Source organism: Streptomyces xanthochromogenes, from assembly GCF_014650455.1.
In the GTDB taxonomy this organism is placed as follows: domain Bacteria; phylum Actinomycetota; class Actinomycetes; order Streptomycetales; family Streptomycetaceae; genus Streptomyces; species Streptomyces xanthochromogenes.
The window spans coordinates 384,167-399,392 of the sequence record NZ_BMUZ01000002.1 but is presented as its reverse complement, the minus strand read 5'-3'; the positions used below and the strand labels follow the sequence as shown (position 1 = coordinate 399,392).

Annotated in this window: 12 protein-coding genes and 1 riboswitch; of the genes, 4 read left to right on the top strand and 8 right to left on the bottom strand. The window is 72.6% G+C overall.

Translation table 11 applies throughout. The features are described 5' to 3' along the window. The first annotated feature begins 229 nt into the window (after positions 1 to 229). Complete coding sequence (locus IE267_RS05600) at positions 230 to 2,023, top strand: AMP-dependent synthetase/ligase (RefSeq protein ID WP_167153760.1); 1,794 nt, start codon at positions 230 to 232, stop codon at positions 2,021 to 2,023. A gap of 524 nt (positions 2,024 to 2,547) precedes the next feature. On the opposite strand, the gene IE267_RS05595 is transcribed toward IE267_RS05600, so the two are convergent. After that, positions 2,548 to 3,690 carry a glycosyltransferase family 4 protein gene (locus tag IE267_RS05595; protein ID WP_189762319.1) on the bottom strand — a complete coding sequence of 381 codons (1,143 nt, stop codon included), beginning with the start codon at positions 3,688 to 3,690 and terminating at the stop codon, positions 2,548 to 2,550. A gap of 160 nt (positions 3,691 to 3,850) precedes the next feature. Between IE267_RS05595 and IE267_RS05590 the strand changes: the two genes are divergently transcribed. Further along, a complete protein-coding gene (locus IE267_RS05590) occupies positions 3,851 to 5,077 on the top strand; it encodes a glycosyltransferase 87 family protein (protein WP_189762318.1) in 1,227 nt (408 codons plus the stop codon). A gap of 139 nt (positions 5,078 to 5,216) precedes the next feature. Here the strand turns inward: IE267_RS05590 and IE267_RS05585 are convergent, their stop codons facing one another. The 5 genes from IE267_RS05585 to IE267_RS05565 form a co-directional block, all read right to left on the bottom strand. Beyond that, complete coding sequence (locus IE267_RS05585) at positions 5,217 to 6,449, bottom strand: hypothetical protein (protein ID WP_189762317.1); 1,233 nt, start codon at positions 6,447 to 6,449, stop codon at positions 5,217 to 5,219. A 16-nt stretch (positions 6,450 to 6,465) separates the two neighbouring features. Beyond that, positions 6,466 to 7,497, bottom strand: coding sequence for a C40 family peptidase (locus tag IE267_RS05580; protein ID WP_167153757.1), 1,032 nt, complete (start codon positions 7,495 to 7,497; stop codon positions 6,466 to 6,468). A 240-nt stretch (positions 7,498 to 7,737) separates the two neighbouring features. After that, entirely contained in the window at positions 7,738 to 8,763 is a 1,026-nt protein-coding gene (locus IE267_RS05575; RefSeq protein WP_161244273.1) for a C40 family peptidase, read from the bottom strand. A gap of 275 nt (positions 8,764 to 9,038) precedes the next feature. Then, positions 9,039 to 10,400 (bottom strand): NYN domain-containing protein, encoded by a 1,362-nt coding sequence (locus IE267_RS05570; RefSeq protein WP_373304471.1) that lies wholly within the window; start codon positions 10,398 to 10,400, stop codon positions 9,039 to 9,041. Between the two features lie 46 nt (positions 10,401 to 10,446). Next, the gene (locus IE267_RS05565) at positions 10,447 to 10,701 is read right to left on the bottom strand and encodes a hypothetical protein (RefSeq protein WP_161251868.1); all 255 of its coding nucleotides are present in this window, start codon (positions 10,699 to 10,701) and stop codon (positions 10,447 to 10,449) included. Positions 10,702 to 10,856: 155 nt separating this feature from the next. Between IE267_RS05565 and IE267_RS05560 the strand changes: the two genes are divergently transcribed. Both IE267_RS05560 and IE267_RS05555 read left to right on the top strand, forming a co-directional pair. Next, the gene (locus IE267_RS05560) at positions 10,857 to 11,606 is read left to right on the top strand and encodes a rhomboid family intramembrane serine protease (RefSeq protein ID WP_167153755.1); all 750 of its coding nucleotides are present in this window, start codon (positions 10,857 to 10,859) and stop codon (positions 11,604 to 11,606) included. Then, on the top strand, positions 11,603 to 11,884 hold the full coding sequence (locus IE267_RS05555) for an Lrp/AsnC family transcriptional regulator (RefSeq protein WP_053727718.1): 282 nt from the start codon (positions 11,603 to 11,605) through the stop codon (positions 11,882 to 11,884). The genes IE267_RS05560 and IE267_RS05555 overlap by 4 nt, the downstream gene beginning before the upstream one ends. Before the next feature lie 334 nt (positions 11,885 to 12,218). On the opposite strand, the gene IE267_RS05550 is transcribed toward IE267_RS05555, so the two are convergent. Next, positions 12,219 to 13,631: an aminotransferase class V-fold PLP-dependent enzyme gene (locus IE267_RS05550; RefSeq protein ID WP_189762316.1), complete on the bottom strand. Its 1,413-nt coding sequence runs from the start codon at positions 13,629 to 13,631 to the stop codon at positions 12,219 to 12,221. Between the two features lie 245 nt (positions 13,632 to 13,876). Continuing rightward, positions 13,877 to 13,994: riboswitch (SAM riboswitch) on the bottom strand. Between the two features lie 134 nt (positions 13,995 to 14,128). After that, positions 14,129 to 15,193, bottom strand: a complete 1,065-nt coding sequence (gene trpD, locus IE267_RS05545; protein ID WP_189762315.1) for an anthranilate phosphoribosyltransferase — start codon at positions 15,191 to 15,193, stop codon at positions 14,129 to 14,131. Positions 15,194 to 15,226 lie beyond the last annotated feature (33 nt).

Here is a 15,226-nt window from a genome sequence, read left to right as displayed (position 1 = left end):
AAAGCGGTGGACTATCGTGCGCGGAGCAGTGTCCAACATGTGTGATGCACCGAACATCTGGCCAGAACCCCCTATCCGGAACCGCCTACCCATGGGTAACGTCCGGGCAGTCCAGTCGTGCTCGTCAGTTCCGCCCCCCACGGATCCGCCGGGCACCTGCCCGATCTTGGACCGCAGCCGGTGCGTCACACAGAGCCGTGGCACCGGCGCCCGATGAGGAGCAGCAGTCTTGCGCGAGTTCAGCCTTCCGGCCCTGTACGAGGTCCCTTCGGACGGCAACCTGACGGATCTGATCCGCCGCAATGCCGCTCAGCACCCCGATGTCGCGGTGATGGGCCGCAAGATCGCGGGTGCCTGGGCCGATGTCAGCGCCCGCCAGTTCCTCGCCGAGGTGCGGGCCGTCGCCAAGGGCCTGATCGCCACCGGTGTCGAGGCCGGCGACCGGGTGGCCCTGCTCTCGCGCACCCGCTACGAGTGGGTGCTGCTCGACTTCGCGATCTGGAGCGCGGGCGCGGTCACCGTGCCGGTGTACGAGACCAGCTCCCCCGAGCAGATCCAGTGGATCCTCGGCGACTCCGCCGCCACCCTCGCGATCGTCGAGTCCGAGGCGCACCGCGCCTCCGTGGCCTCCGTCCAGGGTGCGCTGCCGGGCCTCAAGGGGATCCGGAGCATCGAGGCGGACGCCGTCGCCGAGCTCACGGCGGCCGGCGCGGACGTCTCCGACGAGCTCCTCGACGCCCGGATGTCCTCCGCGCACGCCGACGACCCGGCGACGATCGTCTACACCTCGGGCACCACCGGCCGCCCCAAGGGCTGTGTGCTGACCCACCGGGCGTTCTTCGCGGAGTGCGGCAACGTGGTGGAGCGGCTCAAGCCCCTCTTCCGTACCGGCGAGTGCTCGGTGCTGCTGTTCCTGCCCGCGGCCCACGTCTTCGGGCGCCTGGTCGAGGTGGCCTCGGTGATGGCGCCGATCAAGCTCGGCTGCGTCCCCGACATCAAGAACCTCACCGATGAACTCGCCTCCTTCCGGCCGACGTTGATCCTCGGGGTGCCGCGCGTCTTCGAGAAGGTCTACAACTCGGCGCGCGCCAAGGCGCAGGCGGACGGCAAGGGCAAGATCTTCGACAAGGCCGCACACACCGCGATCGCCTACAGCACGGCGCTCAGCACGGACGCCGGGCCCTCGATCGGCCTGAAGCTCAAGCACAAGGTGTTCGACAAGCTCGTCTTCAGCAAGCTGCGGGCGGTGCTCGGCGGGCGCGGCGAGTACGCGATCTCCGGCGGGGCGCCGCTGGGCGAGCGGCTCGGCCACTTCTTCCGCGGCATCGGCTTCACGGTCCTGGAGGGCTACGGCCTGACCGAGTCCTGCGCCGCGACCGCATTCAACCCCTGGGACCGGCCGAAGATCGGCACGGTCGGGCAGCCGCTGCCGGGGTCGGTGGTGCGCATCGCCGACGACGGCGAGGTGCTGCTGCACGGCGAGCACCTGTTCCAGGGCTACTGGAACAACGAGGCCGCGACCGCCGAGGCGCTGGCCGACGGCTGGTTCCACACCGGTGACATCGGCACCCTCGACGAGGACGGCTACCTCGCGATCACCGGCCGCAAGAAGGAGATCATCGTGACGGCGGGCGGCAAGAACGTCGCCCCCGCGGTCATCGAGGACCGCATCCGCGCGCACGCGCTGGTCGCGGAGTGCATGGTCGTCGGTGACGGGCGGCCGTTCGTGGGCGCGCTGGTCACCCTCGACGAGGAGTTCCTCGGCCGGTGGGCCGAGGAGCACGGCAAGCCGGTGGCGACGGTGGCCGCGCTGCGCGAGGACGCCGACCTCCTCACGGAGGTGCAGCGGGCCGTGGACGACGGGAACGCGGCGGTCTCCAAGGCGGAGTCGGTCCGCAAGTTCCGCATCCTGGGTGCGCAGTTCACGGAGGAGGCGGGGCACATCACGCCGTCGCTGAAGCTGAAACGGAATGTGGTGGCGAAGGACTTCGCGGACGAGATCGAGGCGATCTACACCCGCTGAGCCGCAGCGGGCCCGGCCTCGGATACGCCACCCTGTGCCGCCCGGCCCCCGGGGCTCCGCCCCCGGCCCCGGGCCTGTTTGCCCACCCGCCCGCCCGTGCGGCGGGTTGGATCAGCTGAGCCCTGGGGCTGTGCCCCAGACCCCCTTTGAGGGGCTGCGCCCCTCGAACCCCCGCAGGGGGCTGCGCCCCCTGCACCCCCGGCTCGGGGCTCCGCCCCGGACCCCGTATCGCGCCTGAACGGCGCTCGTCCTCAAACGCCGGACGGGCTGAAGGTGCCCGATGCGGGCCAGCACCGAGGCCCTTAGGGGCGCGGGGAACTGCGCGACCAGCCACGCACGATCCGCACCCGAACAAGCAGGGCCCGGGGCGCAGCCCCCGGAAGCCCTCCCCCCCCCCATTTCACCCCCGGAGGGCTTAGGGAAGGGGCGGGGAGGGGCAAAACCCCGGGGCCCAGGGCGAAGCCCCAGCGCACCCCGGGGAAACGGGGCCGCACCTGCCCGCCCACCCCCAGGGGAAAGGGAGGCTAAAGCAGACCCCGGAGCTTCTCCGCCAGGAGGTCCCAGCGCCACTTCTCCTCCACCCAGGCCCGCCCCCGCTCCCCCATCCGCCGCCGAAGGCCGGGATCCTCCAGCAGGGTCACGATCCGCTCGGCCGCGTCGCCGGGGGAGCCGCCCTGGACGACCCAGCCCGTCTCGCCGTCGAGGACGGCGTCCGGCGCGCCCCCGGAGTCGCCCGCCACCACCGGCAGGCCCGTCGCGGAGGCCTCCAGGTAGACGATGCCGAGGCCCTCGACGTCCAGGCCGCCGCGCCGCGTGCGGCACGGCATCGCGAAGACGTCCCCGGCCCCGTAGTGCGCGGGCAGCTCCGCCCACGGCACCGCCCCGGTGAAGCGGACCGAGGCCGAGACCCCGGTGTCGGAGGCCAGCTTGCGCAGGTCCGCCTCGTACGGCCCGCCGCCGACGACGAGCAGCACCGCGTCCGGCACCCGCGCCAGGATCGCCGGCAGGGCGCGGATCAGCGTGTCCTGCCCCTTGCGCGGCACGAGCCGCGAGACGCACACCACCACGGGCCGGTCGGTGAGCCCGAGCCTGCTCCGCACGGCGTCGCCGCCCGAGCCGGGGTGGAAGGTCTTCTCGTCGACCCCGGGCGGAAGCTGGACCATGCGGGCCGCGGCCTGCTGGGTGAGCGCGCCCGCGATCCGCGAGCGGGTGTACTCGCCGAGGTAGGTGATCGTGTCCGTACCCTCGCCGATCCGCCTCAACAGCCCGCGCGCGACGGGGAGTTGGGCCCACCCCGCCTCGTGCCCGTGGGTCGTCGCCACGAGCCGCTCCGCACCGGCCCGGCGCAGCGCGGGCCCCATGAGGCCGAGCGGCGCGGCCGCCCCGAACCACACCGAGGAGCACCCGTGTTCGCGCAGCAGGCCGACCGCGCGCCGGGTGACGCGCGGAGTGGGAAGCAGCATCGTGGTGCGGTCCCGTACGACGGTGAACGGCTGCTCGGCATCGAACGCCGCCGTCGCCTCGACGCCCTCGCGGCTCCGCTTCCACGTCGAGGCGTACACGACGATCTGCTCCGGATCGAGGCGCAGGGCCATGTTGTGGAGGAACGCCTGGATTCCGCCCGGCCGCGGCGGGAAGTCATTGGTCACGATCAAGGTCTTGTGCATCGCCGCCGACAGTACCGAACCCGGGGCGCGCAGCCGAGGCGAGCCCGCCGGGCGGCGCCACCGGAACCGGAACGCCCCGGCCCCGCCTTGCCGCCAACACGCCGGCGCACCCGGCATCATGGCTGGCTCCGGCCCCCGAAACGAGGACGAGGCGGACATCATGCGCACCTCCCGGCGCCCCTTCACCGTGGCGGTCATCTGGGCCGCGACCCGTTATCTGCTGCTGCTCTGCGTCTTCAAGGTGCTCGTCTTTCCCGGCCCGGACGTCACCAGCGACGTCCACGTGATCTACCAGGGCTGGTCGCAGGTGCTGTGGACCGGCACGTATCCGCTGGACGACGTGACGTGGCAGTACCCGCCGGCCGCCGCCCTCGCGATCCTCTCCCCCGCCGCGCTGCCCTTCCTGCCGTACGCGTCGGCGTTCTTCGTGCTCGTCCTGATCGCGGACGCGCTGGTCTTCGCCCTGCTGATGTACGCGGCCGGCCGGCCCGGCAAGTCCCTGAACGGGGCCTGGGTGTGGACGCTCGGGGTGCCGCTGCTCGGCCCCACCGCTTACGCCCGCTACGACCTGATGGTGACGGCCGTGGCGGTCGCGGCGCTGCTCGCGGGGGCCCGCCATCCGCGCGTCCTGGGCGCGCTCGCCGCGTTCGGGGCGCTGCTCAAGGTGTGGCCCGTCCTGCTGCTCGTGCGCGCTCCGCGCCGGGCCTGGACGACCGCCGCCGTGACCGCGGCGGCCCTCCTGGTGGCCTGTGTGGCGGCGGCGCCGGGCGCGCTGGCCTTCCTCACCTTCCAGCGCGAGCGCGGCACCGAGGTCGAGTCGCTCGGCGCGCTGGTCTTCCAGGTGGCCCGGCACTTCGGCTGGCGGGGCCGAGTGCAGCTGAACTACGGCTCGGTGGAGTTCCTCGGCCCCTACGTACCAGTGGTGTCCGCCCTCGCGATGACCCTGACCGTGCTCGCGTTCGGCTGGCTGCTGCTGTGGCGCCTGCGGGTCCGCGGCCCGGGGCGCCCGAGCACGCTCGCGGACGCGGCCTTCACCGCGGTGCTGCTCTTCACCACCACGAGCCGGGTCATCAGCCCCCAGTACCTGCTGTGGCTGGTCGGCCTCGCCGCGGTGTGCCTCGCCTTCGGCCGCAGCCCGATGACCCGCCCCGCCCAGTTGGTCCTGGCCGCGACGGCGGTGACGTTCCTGGAGTTCCCGATCTGGTTCTCCCACGTGGTGGCCGGCGACTGGCTGGGCCTGCTCCTCCTCGCCCTCCGCAACGGCCTCCTGGTGGCGGCCTCGTTCCTGGCCTGCCGCCGCCTGTGGCACTCCACCTCCCGAAGCCGCAACCTGCCCCCACTCCCCGTTCAGCCCACCCGCACGACCGAACCCTCCGCCAGCCGCTGACGCCCACCGCCCCGGCGCAGCACGCCGAGCCGGGCAGCGGGGCCGCACCCCGGCGCATCCTCTCCCGCACCGACGCGGGCCGCGCCGACCTCCTGAGAAGTGGCTGGCCGAGGCGATCGGTGAGCTGGCCTCGCCCTGATCAGCCCAGCTGGGCCCGTACGTAATCCCGCCACTGCGCCGTGAACTCCCTTGGCGTCAAGCCCAGTTGATCGGTCATCGCCTTTTCCGTGGCGTCCTCGCGATGGGGCTGGTCGCCGACCTCGGTGTAGAAGCGGGCCAGGGTGGCGTCGCTCCAGCGGGCGGCGATCATGCGGCAGGCCAGCCAGCCGCCCTCGTACGCGCGCGCCAGGCGGTCCGCGCCGCCGTCGAAGCCGAAGTCGGCGTCCGAGGGAAGGTCGGCGGGGAGGTCGCCCGCACGGACCGCCTTCTGGAGTTCGGGGGCGGCCTGCGCGGCGGTGCGGCCGGTGTCGCGGTAGCCGACCCAGTCCGCGTAGCCCTCCGAGAGCCACATCGGGGTGGCGGGCGAGGTGTGGGCGCGGGTGGCGACATGGGTGGTCTCGTGGGTGAGGACGACCTTGCGGCCCAGGTCGCCGAGGACCGCGTACGCGTCCGGATTGACGATCACCCGGTCCGCCGGGGCCGCCCCGGCGCCGCCCGCCTCGCCGGTGGTCACCGCCGCGATGCCCCGGTAGGAGGCGGCGGGCGCGCCGAGCAGCGCGGCCATGGCGTCGAGCGACGCCGGTACGAGGACGACCACGCGGCCCGCCCACTTCCCCGGCCAGGCCCCCGAGACCGCGGGCACGGCGGTGTCCTCGGCGGCGGCGATCTCGCGCAGTCTCGCCGGGTCCTGGCCCACCCCGAGGATCAGGCTGTGGGCGCCGCGCACGGCGGTCACCGCGCCCTGCTGCCAGAGGAGTTGGGCCGCGCCCCGGGCCGGCCGGTCGCCGGTCACGTACCAGTCGGCGCCGCGCCGGTCGAGGCTCAGGGTGCGCGCGGCCGTGACGGGCGCGGAGTCGTACCCCTGGATCCGGTAGCGCAGGTCCACCTTGGCGGTGGCGGTCGTGCCGTGCCGGTCCACCTGGGTGACCTTGTACGCCCAGGAAGTCAGCGGCACCTGGGCCAGGTTGGCGAACTCGGCGCCCTGGGCCGCCCGCAGGGCGCTCGCCGCGGGGTCGACGGCGGCCAGATAACCGGCCGCGTCGTGCTTCAGGACGGCGGCGGCGCGCCGGTCGAGGACCCGCTGCACCTGGCTCGCGGTGGCGTCCGGGGCCGTGCCCGGCGCCGAGCAGGCCGCGCCGAGCAGCAGCACGGCGAGCGCGCATCCCGCCGCCCGACCGCCCCGCGTCCCTCGCCCACGTCCATGACCTGCCACGCCGCCGATCGTACGGTCACACGCGCGTCACCGAGGAGACGGGCATCATCCCGACGGGGTCGTAGCGCACCGGCGCGCCGGGGTAGGGGGCGTGCACGACCTGGCCGTTGCCGACGTACATGGCGATGTGGCTCGCGTCGTGCCGGTAGGCGACCAGATCGCCCGGCTTCGCCTCGGAGAGCGGCACCTGGTGACCGGCGTACCGCTGCTCCTGCGAGGTGCGCGGCAGGCCGACCCCGGCCCGGGCGTACGACCACTGCATCAGGCCCGAACAGTCGAACCCGGAGGGCCCGTTGGCGCCCCAGATGTACGGCTTGCCGATCGCCGAGCGGGCCGCCATCACGGCCGCCGCCGCCCGCGAGGAGGCGGCGGGCGCGGAGCCGGAGAGCGGGGGCAGCTCGGTGCGGCCGGAGCGCGAGGCCCGGTCGAAGGCGGCGCGGTCGGCGGTCGGCAGCGCGTTCAGGGTGCGGCGCGCCTCGGCCAGTTTCGACTCCACGGTCCGCTTGTGCCGGGCCACCTCGGTGCGGCTGCGCTCCAGCTCGGACAGCTTGCGGCCGGCCTCGGCCCGCTGCTGGGCGAGCCGGCGCTGCTCGTGCTGGAGGTCCTGGAGGGCGCCCGACTGGCGCTCGCTGAGCCGGTCGAGGGCCGCGGCCTGGTCGAGGTAGGTGTTCGGGTTCGAGGACAGGAGCAGCGCGAGCGCGGGGTCGATGCCGCCCGAGCGGTACTGCGCCCCGGCGATCGCGCCGAGCGCTCCCCGCATGCGGTTGATCTTCTCCTGCCCGCGCGCGATGCCGTCCTGTGCGTGCTTGACCTCGTCACGCAGTTCCTTGGCGTGCTCGTCGGCCTTGTCGTACTGCTCGGTGGCCTTCTCGGCCTCCTCGAAGAGCCGGTCGACCTTGGCCTTGCCGGACGCACCCGGCTCGTGCGGGGCGGCACTCGCCACGGGGGCCGCCAGGGCCGCCGCGGCCGTCGCCGCGGCTGCCGAAAGGACGGTGACGCGGGCGCTCTGGGTCAGGCCCGACTGCGAAGGCCGGCGATGGGACGCCACGGATGCCGTACTCCCTTGCACTGCGTGCGGCCCCTGCCGCCCGGGCGGGCGGCGAGTCACCGGGGGAACCGCACGCCGGACAGTAACCGGGCGGATACCCATGGGCCAACGACCGCCCCGCCTACGCAAAGTGACGCCCCACCGGAGAGCACAGGTCACCGGCGGGGCGTCGCGTCAGCGCGTGTCGCCGTAGTTCGCCCGTTTGGGCGGTGTCGGCGGCTGACGAAGGGAAAGGCGGGGTCAGCCGATGCGCACGCCGAACTGGAACGGCATGTTGTCCATCGACTCGTAGCGCACGACCGTGCCCGTCCGGGGCGCGTGCAGCACCATGTTGTTGCCGGCGTACAGGCCGATGTGGTGCAGGTCGCCGAAGAACAGCACCAGGTCGCCGGGCTTGAGCTCGCTGCGGCCGATCCGGGTGCCCGCGTTGGCCTGCTCCTGCGAGGTGCGCGGCAGGTTGACGCCGGCCTGGCGGTAGGCGTAGCCGGTCAGACCCGAGCAGTCGAAGGTGGCCATGCCGGTCGCGCCGTAGCTGTACGGCTTGCCGAGCTGGGTCTGGGCGGCGGCGAGAGCGGCGGCGCCGACCTGCGAGGCGGGGACGTCCTTGCCGAGGTTCGGGCGCTCGGTGGAACGATTGGCGCGCGACTCGTCGGAGGCGAGGGCCGCCTTCTCCTGCGCGGTCAGGGAGTTGAGCAGCTTCTGCGCGTCGCCGAGCTTGCCCTGGACTTCCTTCTTCTTGTCGTCGAGCACCTTGCTGGTGTCGGCGAGGTCCTTCAGCTTGTCCTGGGCCTCCTTGCGCTGCTGCGCGAGGGTCCGCTGCTTGCCCTGGATCTTCGTCAGGGCCTCGGCCTGCGTGGCGCTCAACTGGTCGAGCGAGGAGGCCTTGTCGAGGAAGTCGTCCGGGTTGGAGGAGAGGAACAGCGCGAGCGAGGGGTCGATGCCACCGGAGCGGTACTGCGCCGAGGCCAGCGAACCGAGGCCCTGGCGCAGGGTGTTGAGCTCCTGCTGGCCACGGGCGACCTGGTCCTGGATCTGACCGATCTGCTTCTCGAGCCGGCCCTGCTTCTCCTTGGCCCCGTTCGCCGCCTCGGTCGCCTGCTCGGCCTCGTCGTAGAGCTTGTCGACCTTGCTCTTGACCTCGTCCTTGGTGGGCTTCGGGTCCGCGTGGGCGGCCTGCGAGGTGAGGGCGACGACCGCGGCGGCGGTGGCGCTGAGCACGGTCACACGCGTACGGCTCGCGGGCTTGGGACGACGGTGGGACCCCACGAAGGCGAGCTCCTTCTTCCTCAACCGCCGAACACTGCACACTCGACGGGACCTTCACGGACACCCCGAACGAGTGATCAACCGCATGAAGGTACGAGGCCCGACCCTAGTGACCTTCCTGTGATCAGTTCAAATCCTGATGGCAAAAAAGTCGGTCACCGAGAGGATTCTTTACTGTCATCCCACGCGCAGTAGTTGGCACTTGACGGTCTGCTCGTCAGTGATCACCCGAATTCGGGCATTGAACACAGGAGTTGCAGAACGGACGCAATGCCTCAGACGCGTGAAAGCCGCTTGAGGAGCAGCAGCGAGGCGACCGGGCGGGCGCCCGCCTTCGCGACGCCGTCCGCGACTTCCTTGTCCGTGGAGGCGACGACCACGGGACGTCCCGACGGCTCGGCCCGCACCAGCTGACGGATCAGCTCGTCCGCGGTCACGCCCGGCTTGGAGAACAGCACCCGTACGCTCCGTGGCGGGGCGAGCAGCACCGGGGCCGCCAGCTCCGCGCCGTCGAAGACACAGGTGACCTCGGCGCCGGTCTGCGCGGCCAGCACGGACAGACCGCCGAGCAGCCGGAGCCGCTGCTTCTCCAACGGCATCGTCGGATAGCCGGTCTTGGTGACGTTGTAGCCGTCCACGACCAGATGCACCTGGGGCAGCGCGAGCAATTGGTCGAGCAGCGCCGGGTCGGTCTCCGAGAGCGCGCGGGCCGCGATGTCCTTGGGCGTCATGTTGCCGGGCGCGACCGCGTCCACGGTGTCGGCCGGGCGCACCGAGGCGGGCGGCAGGGCCAGTTCGCGGCGCAGCCCCTGGGCGCCCTCCAGGACGGTGTCGAGCAGCAGCCGCAGCCGCATGTCCTCGACCGAGCGGCCCTCGCGCACCGCCCGTCGGCTCGCCTCCAGGCCGGCCTCGGCCTCGCCGAGCCGGGTCTTCAGGCGCCGGGCCTCGCTCTCGGCCGCCGCCACCTGGGCGGCCGCCTCGGACTTGATGCCGTCGATCTCGGAGGTGGCCCGGCGCAGGGCCGCCTCGCCGCGCTTCACATCGCTCTGGGCGCTGCGCAGCTTCCGCTGGAGCGACTCGGTCTCCTTGCGGGCGGCGACCAGCTCGGTGCGCAGCGACTCGTTCTCCGTCTTGATGCGGTCGCGCGCCTCGGCGAGTTCCTCGCGCAGCCGCTCCAGCTCGCGCCGGCCCTCCTCCTCCGCACGCTCGGCGAACGCCCGCTGGGCCTCCTCGCCGGCCGCGGCGACCAGCTTGACCCAGCCGGTGGGGCGCAGCACATAGGCGGCGGCCGCCACGTCCACGGGGTCGGCCGCGCCGGGCGGCGATCCCGCCTCCACGGCCGCCGCGAGCTCGGGCTGCGCCTCCTTGAGGCGCTCGCCGACCCGCTGGCGGAACACCGGGTCGCTCTCCAGGGCCGTGGCCATCGCGTTTCCGGCGAACTTGGCGCGCCGGGTGGGGGTGAACCGGGCGTACTGCCGCAGCTGTCCGGGCAGTTCACCGACGGTCAGGCCGCCGAACGCCTCCGACACGAAGGCGACGACCCGGCGCCGGACCCCTTCGGGCAGCGGGCGGTCGAGCACCTCGGCGGGGCCGTCGCCGGCCGCAGCGGCCGGTTCAGCGCCGCTTGCATGCTCCACAATCCGTCACCCCAACTGTCATCCGTACCGCGTGGGCGGCAGCCTCTCAGGAGGCGGCCGCGGAGTCGGTACCCGGCCGGTCCACTAGCTCGATCTGGTCCACCGCGTTGCACCACCGGCAGCGGACCGACTCGATGGTCTCACTGACCACATCGCGTTCCTCCACCTTGGGCTCTCCGGCGAGGTCCAGATGGACGTACTCGACCACTTTCGACGAGCGGGTGACATCGAAACGCGTGAGGTTGCCGCAGAGCGTGCAGCGCCACCGGGTCTCGGCGGTCATCTGGGGAACGGTGGTCATGTGGTGCGGCCCTCTTTTCCACTTCCATGGTCCAGGATCTCGCGGTGCGCCGTCGAACTGCGGGAGTACTGCCCGCAACCCTACGGCCTACCCGTCGAGCGCCGGCACGGCGAGGCGGTCTGTACCGAAAGCTCCCTTTGGGCCATTCTCTCCCCATGATCAAGTGGCGGGGAGCGGAGATCCTCAGGGGTGCGGTACGGGGCCCGACCATGACGTACGGGCTGATCGCCGCCTGCTGCCTGCTGTTCATGGTCAGCCCGGTGTCCGGCCTCAACCCGGTGTACGGCACGGGGGACGCGATCCTGAGCGCGCAGAGCGACTACTTCGCACGGTGGGGGGTCATCCCGGCGGAGCTGATGACGGGCCGGCCGCACGCCCTGCTCACCCCGCTCACCGCGCTCTTCGTCCACGGCGGCTGGCTGCACCTGCTGGGCAACATGCTGTTCCTGTACGTCTTCGGCGCGATGACCGAGGAACGGCTCGGGTGGGCCGAATTCGCCCTGTTCTACCTGGTGGCCGGCTATGTGGCCCTGCTCGGCTACGCCGTCGCGAACGCGGGCTCCGACCAGACGCTCGTGGGGGCGTCCGGGGCGATCTCGGCGGTCCTGGGGGCTTTCCTGTACCTCTTCCCCCGGGCCCGGGTGACCAGCGTCTTCCCGTTCCTGCTCTTCCTGCCGCTGCGCTTCCCGGCGTGGATCGTGCTCGTCTTCTGGTTCGCCCTCCAGTGGCTGGCGATCCGGAGCGCGTCGGCCGGGCCCGGGGTCGCCTACCTGGCCCACCTGGTCGGCTTCGGCGTCGGCTTCCTCTACGCGTGGGCCCGTTTCGGCGGGGCGGATAGAGTGAAACGCCGAAAGCCCGTGAAGACCGCGGGTCCGGCCGCCACCGAGGGAGAAAGCCAGCCGTGATCACCGCGATCGTGCTCATCAAGACCAGCGTGGACCGGATTCCCGAGATCGCGGAGTCCATCGCGGCGCTGGACAGCGTCAGCGAGGTGTACTCGGTGACCGGTACGTACGATCTGATCGCGCTGGTCAGGGTGGCCCGGCACGACGACCTGGCGGACATCATCCCCGGGAGCATCAGCAAGATTCCCGGGGTGGAGGGGACGGACACGCACGTGGCGTTCCGGACGTACTCCCAGCACGACCTCGAAGCGGCCTTCGCCATCGGCCTGGACTCGTAGCCCCCCGGCCCCCTCGGGGGCTGCGCCCCCGCGCCCCTGGGGCTGCTCACGGGTGCGGACCGCGGGGGCCGTTCGCGCAGTTCCCCGCGCCCCCGACCCCGTTTTCGTCCTCGCACCGTGCGTGGCCGATCGCGCAGTTCCCCGCGCCCCCGACCCCGTTTTCGTCCTCGCACCGTGCGTGGCCGATCGCGCAGTTCCCCGCGCCCCTGTAGGTGTCCCCGAGTACCTCGGTGCCGGCCCGCACCGGGGCACCTCCAGCCCGTCCGGCGTTTGAGGACGAGCGCCGTTCAGGCGCGAACGGGGTCCGGGGCCGCCGAGCCCCGCGGGGCCGGGGCTACACCGCCGGGACGCAGCGGCCGGCCTCCGTGCGGTACTGCCACTTCGCGCCGTCGGCCACCAACTCCCGCACCGCCCGCACGAAGCGGTCCACGTGCTCGTCGGGCGTCCCCGCACCGAAGCTGACCCGGATCGCGTTGAGCGAGCGCTCGCCCGGCTCGGCCTCGGGCGCCCCGCACTCGCCCGGGTCCTGCGGGTCGCTGCCGAGCAGCGTGCGCACCAGCGGGTGGGCGCAGAAGAGGCCGTCGCGCACCCCGATGCCGTACTCCGCCGACAGCGCCGCCGCGAAGTGCGAGCTGTTCCAGCCGTCGACGACGAAGGAGATGACTCCGACCCGGGGCGCGTCGTCGCCGAAGAGCGAGAGCACCCGGACCGCGGGAACCCCGGCCAGACCCTCGCGGACCTTCGCGATCAGATGCCGCTCGCGCTCGACCAGCGCATCGAAGCCCGCCTCGGTCAGCGCCTTGCAGGCGGAGGCGATGGAGTAGACCCCGATGACGTTGGGCGACCCGGCCTCGTGCCGCGCGGCCGTGGTGTGCCACTCGACGTCGACGCCCCCGTCCGAGCGCCGGGCGACCTTCTTGGACGCGCCGCCACCCGCGAGGTACGGCTCGGCCTCCTGCAGCCAGTCCGCCCGCCCGGCAAGCACGCCCGAGCCGAACGGCGCGTACAGCTTGTGCCCGGAGAAGGCGATCCAGTCGACGTCCAACTCCCTTACGGAGACGGGGTGATGGGGCGCGAGCTGGGCGGCGTCCAGAACGATGCGGGCGCCGTGGGCATGCGCCGCCGCGGCGAGCTCCCTCACCGGCCACAGCTCGCCGGTGACGTTGGAAGCGCCGGTGACGCAGACGAGGGCGGGGCCGTACGGGTCGCGGTCGGCGAGCGCGCGCTCCAGCGTCTCGACGGCCTGCTCCGGGGTGCGCGGCGCGTTCAGGTAGGTCACGCGGGCATCGCGCCACGGCAGCAGCGAGGCGTGGTGCTCGGTCTCGAAGACGAAGACCTGGCAGTCGGCCGGCAGCGTCTGGGCGAGCAGGTTCAGCGAGTCCGTGGTGGAGCGGGTGAAGACGATCTGGTCGCCCGGGCGGCAGTCGAGGAACTCCGACACCGTCGTCCGGCTGTTCTCGAACAGGTCGGTGGAGAGCTGCGAGAGGTAACCCGCCCCGCGGTGCACGCTGCCGTAGTACGGGGCGTACGCGGCCACGTCGTCCCAGACCCGCTGGAGGGCGGGCGCGCTCGCCGCGTAGTCGAGGGCGGCGTACGTCACTTCACCGCCCGTGACCAGCGGCACGGTGACATCGCGGCCGAGCACCGGCAGCGGCGCGGCACAGCAGGGGTCGGCGGACTCCACGGCCGCGGACTCGACGGCGGGGGACGAAACGGCGGCGGTGGCGGTGGCGGGGCGTGCGGACATGGCGGTATCTCCCGGCAGGACAAGGCGAGTTGACTTCGGACCCCGGGTACGGCGGCGTGACCCTGCATCGAGCGAGAGGGTTCGACTGCGGTGCCGTGTACGGGTGTTGACCTCGAACACGCAGCCCGAAGAAGGGTGCGCGGAGGTGTGAAGAAGGGGCGGTACGCCCTATCGCATTCGCTTGCTCACGAGACTGCTCCCTTGAGGACCAGGACCCCAGGGCTGTGACATCGAAGATGTCCAGGGGTCCGCGCTTGCCGCAGGCCTTGCTGCCTACGACCTGGTCTTCACCCGGGGCACCCCGCCACGGACGGAGGGTTGCCGGACAGCGAGCCGGGGCCTAAATCGCTGTCACTCATGACCTTGAAGAGCATCCTGCCATACGTATGGACGGGCGCAAGACACAGTCCGCGATCCGGACTGCGCCTCGCGTCACATCCCGCACGGCACACCCGTACAGGACGACCCGCGCGAGCAGGGTCCCGTACGGGCAGGGGTCAGGCGTTGCTGGCGGCGACCCAGCGTTCCAGGGCGCCCTGGGCCGCCCCGGAGTCGATCGCCTCGGCCGTCCGCTCCATCGCGGCGCCGATCTGTTCGGCGAGCGCGCCCCGTCCCGGTTCGAGGGCGACCAGGGCCGCCGCCGCGTTCAGCAGCACCGCGTCCCGCACCGGCCCGCGCTCGCCCGCGAGCAGGCGGCGGGCCACGTCGGCGTTGTACGACGAGTCCGCGCCGCGCAGCGCCTCGATGGGCACGATGTCGATGCCGACGTCCCGCGGGTCGAAGGCCTCCTCGTGGACCTGGCCGTCGCGCACCACCCACACCCGCGAGGTGCCGGTGGTGGTGAGTTCGTCGAGGCCGTCGTCGCCGCGGAAGACCAGCGCCGACGAGCCGCGCTCGGCGAAGACTCCGGCCACGATCGGGGCCATCCGCGGGTCCGCCACACCGGCGGCGGTGGCCCGCACCTTGGCCGGGTTGGTCAGCGGGCCCAGCACGTTGAAGGTGGTGCGGATGCCGAGCTCCCTGCGCGCGGCGGCCACGTACCGCAGCGCGGGGTGGAACTTCACCGCGAAGCAGAAGGTGATGCCGGCCTCCTCGACCACCTCGGCGACCCGCTTCGGCGTCAGCTCCAGGTTGACGCCGAGCTTCTCCAGGACGTCGGAGGAGCCGCTCGCCGACGAGGCGGCCCGGTTGCCGTGCTTGACGACCTTGGTGCCGGTTCCGGCGACCACGATCGCGGCCATGGTGGAGATGTTGACCGTCTTGGCGCCGTCGCCGCCGGTGCCGACGATGTCGACGCTGGGGCCCGGTACCTCGATGAGGTTGGCGTGCGCGTACATCGCGCGTACCAGACCGGTGATCTCCTGGACCGTCTCGCCCTTGGCACGCAGGGCCACCATGAAGCCGGCGATCTGGGCGTCGGTGGCCTCGCCGCGCATGATCCGGTCCATCGCCCAGGCGGTCACGTCGGCGCTCTGGTCGGTGCCGCCGAGCAGCGCGTCCAGGACGCCCGGCCAGGAGTGGGCCGCCACGGTGTCGCCTCCGGTGGGGGTAACAGCGCTCATGCTCGCTCCTGGTGGTCAGGGTGGGGATATACC